Genomic DNA, 4,775 nt, shown 5'->3' on the forward strand with positions numbered 1-4,775 from the left:
GATTGATCGCGGTCGCCACGGTATACGGCCGGTATCACTATCTGGCTGACGCTGTGGCCGGGCTAGCGATGACCGGCGTGGCGCTCTTGATCGCACACCTGCTGGGTCCGGTCCGAAAATCCGCGAACTAACCGAGCGCCGCCGTCGTATGTGATCAAATGCGGTCGCCCGCGCGACCATCTATCATTGCGAATGGTGTCTATGACAGCTGTAAATCCAACCCCTGCCGTGAGCCAGTCCCGCGCGAATCCGGACGCGTCAATCCGCGCGGAAGGTCTCGTCAAGACGTATCCTAACGGCGTTCAAGCACTTAACGGGCTCTCCTTTTCCGTGGCCTCGGGAAGCGTCTACGCATTACTCGGTCCCAACGGGGCGGGGAAGTCGACCACGGTCAAGATCCTTACCACTCTTTCCCGCGCCAATTCAGGATCGGCGACGGTAGCGGGCATTGATGTTATGCGCAACCCATCCGCTGTTCGCAACGTGATTGGTTGCGTCGCTCAGAAATCCGGAGTCGATGCCAATGCTACCGGCCGGGAGAATCTTCGCTTGCAGGGCCGCTTCTACGGTCTCGGCGGCGCGGCGCTTGAAGACCGCATCACGGAGTTACTCGCCCGCTTCCGTCTGAGCGAGGCCGCCGATAAGATCGTGCGCACCTTCTCGGGAGGCATGCAGCGCAAGCTCGACATAGCTCTGGGTCTGATTCACCAGCCCGCCGTACTCTTCCTCGATGAGCCTACAACGGGCCTTGATCCCGAAGCGCGCGCGGAACTCTGGGAAGAGATCAGCCGCCTATCCGGGCAGATTGGAATCACGATTCTGCTGACTACGCATTACCTCGAAGAAGCCGACCGGCTCGCGCAACTCGTAGGTATCGTGGATCGCGGCCGGTTAGTTGCCGAAGGTACTCCCGAAGGGCTTAAAAGCGAGTTGCGCGGCGACGCGGTACACGTCGAATTCGCGCAGATAGAGGACGAATCGCGCGTGCATGCGGCTCTGGCCGGAGTCGACGGGATCGCCGAAATCGCCCTCGAAGGGGCCGGCGTCCGGGCCCGCGCCCAACATGGCGCCTCGGCCGCTCCGGGTGTACTTGCCGCGCTCGATCGCGCCGGTATCAAAGCGATGTCGGTTCGTATCGCGCGCCCGTCGCTTGACGATGTCTACCTCAAACACACGGGCCGCAGTCTACGGGACGCCGAGTCTGAAACCGCGGCGCAAACCAAAGGAGGAAAACGATGAAAGTCATTTCCGATTCTTTCTACATGACGCAGCGCCATCTAATGGCTCTGATGCGCCAGCCGTTCTGGATTGTGTTCATGTTAGTCCAGCCGGTGATCTGGCTCCTGCTCTATGGCCAGCTTTTCCGCCGCGTGGTGGAGTTACCCGGTTTTCAGACCGGCAACTACATTAGTTTCCTCATGCCCGGCGTCGTGGTTACTTCGGCTTTGTTTGGCGGCGGATGGGCCGGCATGGGAATAATCGCGGACCTGGAGCGCGGAGTGATCGACCGCTTCTTACTAACTCCGGTAAGCCGCACCGCCGTTATCGCCGGCCGCATCATTGCCATGTGCATCAGCGGCGCCGTGCAATCCTGTATTCTGATCTCGCTAGGCTTCCTTATGGGCGCAAGGTACGGCGGCGGACTGGTCGGTATCCCGCTGCTCTTAGTAAGTGCGATGTTGATGATGGCAGCCTTTGGCGCGCTCTCCAACGCCCTCGCGCTGGTAGTGCGCAAAGAAGAGTCAGTGATCGGCGCGAGTAACATGCTCTTGCTACCCATGACCTTTCTTGCCCCGATCTACATGGCAAAGCCGCTGATGCCGGGATGGATGCAGAAGGCCTCGCTGGTCAACCCGGTCACCTGGACCGTGGAAGCGGGCCGCGAGGCTCTGCGCGTGTCACCCAACTGGTCGGCGGTTGGAATCCGTTTGTTGATCCTGCTGATCTTTGTACTGGCAAGCATGTGGGTGGCGACGCGCGCATTTCGCATTTACCAGCGCTCCATGTAAAGCCGCTAGGCTCCTCGGGCGATCATAAGATGCGCTTGGAGCGTCAATGCAACTCGACGGAACTCTTCAATTGCCTGATGGAAAAGAGATTGCGGTCGTCCTGGAGGTCGACGCGACTCAGTTGGAAGCGGGTTCACCCGCATTCGCTTCGGCCGATGTGGTAGCCAGGGCGATTGAGGTCTTGGGCTCCAAAGAGCGGGCGCTTGCCTGGCTCCGCTCGCCTGTTCCCGGCTTAAACAACAGAGACCTCTCGACGTGATGGACACTCCCGACGGCCGCGCCGAACACGGCGTGTTCGGATAAGTGATCGAGGTTGTTGGAACAGCGAAAATGACCCGCAAACATTCACCGTTCCGCCCGGCTAGGTGAACGCGGCTGAGCTCCCGCTTCGGCAGCCAGGCGCACTTAGTAGTGATCCTTCGGTTCACAACCAAGGATGAAAAGGAACCGTACAGCCCCACTCCGAGCCCGACCGAAAGGGAGGGTCCGCCGCTGTCAGCCACTCTTCAACGTTCGATTCCCTGCAACACCTCAGCCGCAATCTGAGGCACCGGACGATGCTTCGCGTCCACCTCATAATTCAACCGCTGCATCAGCCTGGTATCAAGCTTCCCCTCAAGCTCCCTCAGCGCCGCCTCCAATCCGGGAAACTCCGCAAGAGCCGCATTCCTCACCACTATCGCCGCATCATAAGGTGGAAAGAAATGCTTCTCGTCCTGAAGTATAGTTACCGGCAAGACACTAAGCGCGCCATCCGTAGAGTTCCCCGCAACCATATCCACCTGATCCTGCGCCAACGCCCGGTAAAGTAATCCCAGATCCATCGTCTTCACCGCGCCCGTCAACTGGAGATGGTAAGTCTTCTGTAAACCCGGTAAGCCGTCAGGCCGCTGCTCGAACTCATAGCCGACCCCCATCCGCCACTGATTCCCCGGCGCAGCCGCGTCACTTAGTGTCTTCAGATGCCGCGACTCCGCGTCGCTCCGCCGGATCGCCATCGCGAAAGTATTCTCAAAGCCGAGCGGATTCATCCATCGCAGATTCCATCGCGCGTAGCCCGCCCTCACGCGGGCCAACGCAGCCGCGGGATCCTTCACCACCGGCTGTTTCAATACGGAAGTAAGTGCGGTCCCCGTATACTCCGGGTACAAATCAATCGATCCGGTAACAATCGCCTGCTGCGTCAGAAAAGTACCACCTAAGTCAAGCTTGCGGCGAACGCGCGTATGCAGCCGGTTCTCGATGTGCTGCGAAATGATCTCCCCGAGTATCAATTGCTCGGTGAAGTTCTTCGACCCGACCGTAATCCGATGTTGCCCCGAACATCCGGCCAGCGCCAGAACACAAACCACACAGACGGTCCTCATGCAATGCGCCGTTCCAACCACCCAAGCAGCTCATCTGCAAGAATCGCCATAAGCGCCGCCGGAATCGCCCCGGCCAGTATCTGCGTCGGATCGAACTCCGCGATCCCGCGGAAAATAAACACGCCCAGTCCCCCGGCCCCGATAGCCGCTGCGATCGTGGCGGTTCCTATCGTAGTTACAGTAGCCGTTCGCACCCCGGCCAGTATTGACCGCGCGCCCAGCGGCAACTCCACCTGAAACAGCACCTGATTCGGAGTCATCCCCATCGCCTGAGCCGACTCGCGAACCGCCGCGTCCACCCCACTGATTCCCAGCAGCGTATTTCGCAGGATTGGCAGGATCGCATACAAAACCAAAGCCACAATCGCCGTAGCTTTACCAACACCCAGAAACGGAATGGGAATCAGGAAACCGAATAGAGCCAGACTAGGAATGGTCTGGACTGTATTTGCAACACCTAACCCTGCCCGAGTCCATCGCGGACGCCGTGAGATCATCACCGCCGCTGGGATCGCAATCGCAGCCGCAGCCACAATGGCGATAACCACCATCCATAAGTGCTCGAGCGAAAGATCCCCGATCTCCTCAAGCATCGCTCGCGGGATCACTCCAGAACCTCAAGAAACCGCTTCGTCTCTTCACCGGTCCCGCGCCGAAACTCATCGGGAGTTCCGAAAAACTCAAGCGACCCCTGATTGAGGAGTGCGATCAAGTTACCAACCTTAAGTGCTTCCCGAATATCATGCGTGACGAAGACCGAAGTTACCTGCGCCTGCTCCCGTATCGCAAGAAAGCGGTTTTGTAACTCGAGCCGGGTAACCGGATCCAGCGCGCCGAAAGGTTCATCCAATAGCATCAGACCCGGACCTGCAGCTAGAGCGCGCGCCACTCCTACGCGCTGCCGTTGACCGCCGGATAGCTCGCGCGGATACCGGCCGGCAAAATCCCGCAGATCGACTTGTTCGAGTAACTCCCGCGTGCGCGCCGCGATCTTCTCCGCCGGCCAGCGCAGTAATGAAGGGACCAGCCCTACGTTGCGCTCCACCGTGAAATGCGGAAACAAACCGGCTTCCTGAATCACATAGCCGGTTTTGCGGCGCAGATCGATCAGATCCCACTCGCCGACAGCCCTATCCCCAACCAGCACCGACCCGCAAGATGGTTGAAGCAGCCCGTTGATCAGCCTTAGTGCGGTAGTCTTACCGGAACCGCTACGCCCCAGACAAACCAATGTCTGGCCGGGCGGAACACGGAAACTAATATCTTTAAGTACGTCCCGCCCCGCCACTGAATACGACACGCGGCGAAACTCGATCGGGAGCGCTTTCGCCGCCTCGTCCATCTAACTAACTTACACGCAGCTACACACCAAACAGCGTTTCAGCGAACGGCCACTCAA

6 protein-coding genes are annotated in these 4,775 nt (G+C 59.2%); 3 read left to right on the forward strand and 3 right to left on the reverse strand.

The features are described from left to right. Positions 1–201 precede the first annotated feature (201 nt). From H1Y01_RS04380 to H1Y01_RS04390, 3 genes are read left to right on the forward strand one after another with little or no spacing between them, the layout of a single operon-like run. Entirely contained in the window at positions 202–1,239 is a 1,038-nt protein-coding gene (locus tag H1Y01_RS04380) for an ATP-binding cassette domain-containing protein (protein WP_180539054.1), read from the forward strand. Then, complete coding sequence (locus tag H1Y01_RS04385) at positions 1,236–2,009, forward strand: ABC transporter permease (RefSeq protein WP_180539055.1); 774 nt, start codon at positions 1,236–1,238, stop codon at positions 2,007–2,009. The genes H1Y01_RS04380 and H1Y01_RS04385 overlap by 4 nt, the downstream gene beginning before the upstream one ends. Before the next feature lie 46 nt (positions 2,010–2,055). Then, positions 2,056–2,268 carry an antitoxin Xre/MbcA/ParS toxin-binding domain-containing protein gene (locus tag H1Y01_RS04390; RefSeq protein WP_180539056.1) on the forward strand — a complete coding sequence of 71 codons (213 nt, stop codon included), beginning with the start codon at positions 2,056–2,058 and terminating at the stop codon, positions 2,266–2,268. Positions 2,269–2,515: 247 nt separating this feature from the next. Here H1Y01_RS04390 and H1Y01_RS04395 read toward each other — a convergent pair whose 3' ends face one another. From H1Y01_RS04395 to H1Y01_RS04405, 3 genes are read right to left on the reverse strand one after another with little or no spacing between them, the layout of a single operon-like run. After that, positions 2,516–3,376, reverse strand: coding sequence for a glycine betaine ABC transporter substrate-binding protein (locus H1Y01_RS04395; RefSeq protein ID WP_180539057.1), 861 nt, complete (start codon positions 3,374–3,376; stop codon positions 2,516–2,518). Further along, the gene (locus H1Y01_RS04400; RefSeq protein ID WP_219341260.1) at positions 3,373–3,984 is read right to left on the reverse strand and encodes an ABC transporter permease; all 612 of its coding nucleotides are present in this window, start codon (positions 3,982–3,984) and stop codon (positions 3,373–3,375) included. Before H1Y01_RS04400 ends, H1Y01_RS04395 begins: the two co-directional genes overlap by 4 nt. Continuing rightward, positions 3,981–4,718 (reverse strand): ATP-binding cassette domain-containing protein, encoded by a 738-nt coding sequence (locus tag H1Y01_RS04405; RefSeq protein ID WP_180539058.1) that lies wholly within the window; start codon positions 4,716–4,718, stop codon positions 3,981–3,983. The genes H1Y01_RS04400 and H1Y01_RS04405 overlap by 4 nt, the downstream gene beginning before the upstream one ends. Positions 4,719–4,775: the final 57 nt, after the last annotated feature.

The organism is Nevskia soli (assembly GCF_903970205.1).
Classification (GTDB): domain Bacteria; phylum Acidobacteriota; class Terriglobia; order Bryobacterales; family Bryobacteraceae; genus Bog-113.

Bases quoted from the DNA above. Each gene is read 5' to 3' on its own strand.
- H1Y01_RS04385 (WP_180539055.1), top strand. From the start codon at position 1,236: ATGAAAGTCATTTCCGATTCTTTCTACATGACGCAGCGCCATCTAATG.
- H1Y01_RS04380 (WP_180539054.1), top strand. From the start codon at position 202: ATGACAGCTGTAAATCCAACCCCTGCCGTGAGCCAGTCCCGCGCGAAT.
- H1Y01_RS04390 (WP_180539056.1), top strand. From the start codon at position 2,056: ATGCAACTCGACGGAACTCTTCAATTGCCTGATGGAAAAGAGATTGCG.
- H1Y01_RS04405 (WP_180539058.1), bottom strand. From the start codon at position 4,718: ATGGACGAGGCGGCGAAAGCGCTCCCGATCGAGTTTCGCCGCGTGTCG.
- H1Y01_RS04395 (WP_180539057.1), bottom strand. From the start codon at position 3,376: ATGAGGACCGTCTGTGTGGTTTGTGTTCTGGCGCTGGCCGGATGTTCG.